Below are 1,651 nucleotides of genomic sequence, written 5' to 3' on the forward strand. Positions count from 1 at the left end.
AACTGGTTGTGGACCTACAATCACGACCGACCCAATATGGCGCTCGGCGGTATCACGCCAAAACAGAAATTGGCACTTGCCGCTTAACCTCTACTTTTAGCGTGCTCTAAAAATGGGGGGATTACCCTTTTTCGGGCTGCTGCCTTTGCGGTGGTTTTATTGCTTCGCCCTCACCGACAAGATGATGGCTCAACTCGGCAGTCAGCATGCGTTCGGCCAGCATCTTCTTGAGTTGCCCGGCCAAGCCGTTTTCGCCGAGGATCGCCTCGGCGTCCTTGTTCTCAACCTGAGCAAGTAACTGGTCGATCAACTCGGCGGGGAAAGGGTACGCTCGTTTGTGTTTCTTGGGCTTTTTGGTGGTCATCACTTCGGTCATGGAACAGTCCTTTCGGCATTATTTCATGACCCCGTTCCACACGGAAAATCTGACAGGCTCAAGAATACAGACGCGGCACCGCATTGTTGAATGCTTTGAAAGAGGATTGGCGATCTCGGATGATCCCATAACTGAACAGTCAGCCTCAATTCAAACTCCGCTAGCATCCTGCGGTTCTACCAACGCCCATGTACAGTTACGTCGACCAGTCACTTTCGCCTCACCATACTTTTCGCCAGTCTCTGGATGTAGTAGATCATCATAGCGCATGAATACGTTCGCCGGAGGGGCCGGCCGATAGCTTACAAGGAATTGGGGGCAGCTTACTTCGACATCCGGTATATATACGCCGGAAATTTCTGGCATATTTCCAGTAGTCACAGTCGTCTGCGATCGAACTTGATAGGTATAAGTATGAACTTGGGGCGGTAGCGGGCCACGTGATAGCGTATCGTACTCTGTAGAGAGAGTGAATGGATCCCAGTTCGCGCCCTCAGTATGGCGGATGTTGCTCGCTATCTGAACGCTCTCGCCTAGAAGATCACCATAGCGATCTAAGTCAGCAGCGCTCATCCAGGATGGATCGAAATCTGTTTGGCCCTTAAAATCGCTCAACGGCCCGTGGCATGCTCGTAATCCTCGTACGTCACCTGCGAGCAAGAGAACGCAGCCTTCACAGAGAGCATGGTAGGTGTCCCGGAAATTTGGAAGAACCCGTCCGCCCCAGACTATGTCAGGCTGCTGTGGCAGAGCGCGTGCCCTATAATTCGACGGTAAATTCGATTCAAATTCTCGCAAGCATTTCTCCACATGAGCAACTAGGGCGCCCCATGTGTCGCGCAGCTTAATAAGATAATTCGATGAAGTGTAATGATATAATAGGGAAATTTCTTGTTCTGTCATATAAGTCACGTACTTATAGCTGTGGTTTCAGTACAACCCGATTATTATAATACCTGCCAATGCATGACGCTGGCCGCGTCGTCTGCGCTAGCTCTTCGGCCGCCTTGAAGCCGCTCAGCGCCTCCGTCGCATCCATCTGCGTCGATGTGACACTGGCACCTTGCGCCGAGCGTGCGGAAGTCGTCAGCAGCACACCTTCTCCGCCACGACCGACTGCCCAGGCGTCGGTGCGCAGTTCGAAGCCGGTGATCTTGCCCCGCTATTCCCGGACACAGTCTGATGCTTAGTTAGCGTCAGTTTCCAGAGCCTGACACGGTCGCTCTTTTCTAAACATACGCGGCGATTTATAGCCCAGCGCGGAGTGAGGATGCA

The 1,651-nt window shown here is 52.5% G+C and carries 1 protein-coding gene and 1 pseudogene; both read right to left on the reverse strand.

Annotated features, from left to right (window positions below):
- Positions 1 to 129 precede the first annotated feature (129 nt).
- A pseudogene (locus tag GM672_RS27595) lies at positions 130 to 376 on the reverse strand (IS256 family transposase); the annotation flags it as partial.
- 916 nt (positions 377 to 1,292) lie between these two features.
- Positions 1,293 to 1,529, reverse strand: coding sequence for a type VI secretion system Vgr family protein (locus tag GM672_RS27600; RefSeq protein ID WP_170300283.1), 237 nt, complete (start codon positions 1,527 to 1,529; stop codon positions 1,293 to 1,295).
- Positions 1,530 to 1,651 lie beyond the last annotated feature (122 nt).

This window comes from Pseudoduganella buxea (assembly GCF_009720835.1).
Classification (GTDB): domain Bacteria; phylum Pseudomonadota; class Gammaproteobacteria; order Burkholderiales; family Burkholderiaceae_D; genus Rugamonas; species Rugamonas buxea.